At 57.5% G+C, this 536-nt stretch carries 1 pseudogene; it reads left to right on the forward strand.

The features are described from left to right. Positions 1–174 precede the first annotated feature (174 nt). Positions 175–536, forward strand: a pseudogene (locus tag RXV88_RS23660) (zinc ribbon domain-containing protein); the annotation flags it as partial.

Below are 536 nucleotides of genomic sequence, written 5' to 3' on the forward strand. Positions count from 1 at the left end.
CTAATCCAGGTACGCAAAACCGGAAAAAGTTACGATGGACTCCACGAGCCGATCGTGCCCGCCGCCTTGTTCACGCGGGTACAGTCGATCAAATCAGGCCGCAATGGCAAGGTCAGCACGCACCACAATCACCTCTACCGAGGTCTGTTTCGATGCGGACTTTGCGCCGGACCTATGATCCCGGAACGCCAGAAAGGTCGGGTCTATTATCGCTGTCATGCCGTTTCCTGCGCTACAAAAACTATCCGGGAAGACCAGTTGGAGTCGGCGATCCAAAGCAAGCTATCCAGCCTCGAGATCACGGAGGAGCATGCCACGGCGCTTGAGCAAGCGTGGTCCAACGACCCCTGCATGGTGGAACATGCGCAACGCAGCGAGGCGCTGAAGCTCCAGCACGCAAATGAGCAAGGCCGTCTGGATCGCCTGATCAATCTCGCGATCGATGGAACAATAGACCCGGACACGTTCGGCAAAAAGAAACGTGAGCTGACGCTGTCGATCGCGGCGCTCGAGGAAGAGTTGGCGAGACAGCCGGA

It is taken from the genome of Aestuariicoccus sp. MJ-SS9, from assembly GCF_032586235.1.
Lineage (GTDB): Bacteria > Pseudomonadota > Alphaproteobacteria > Rhodobacterales > Rhodobacteraceae > Aestuariicoccus.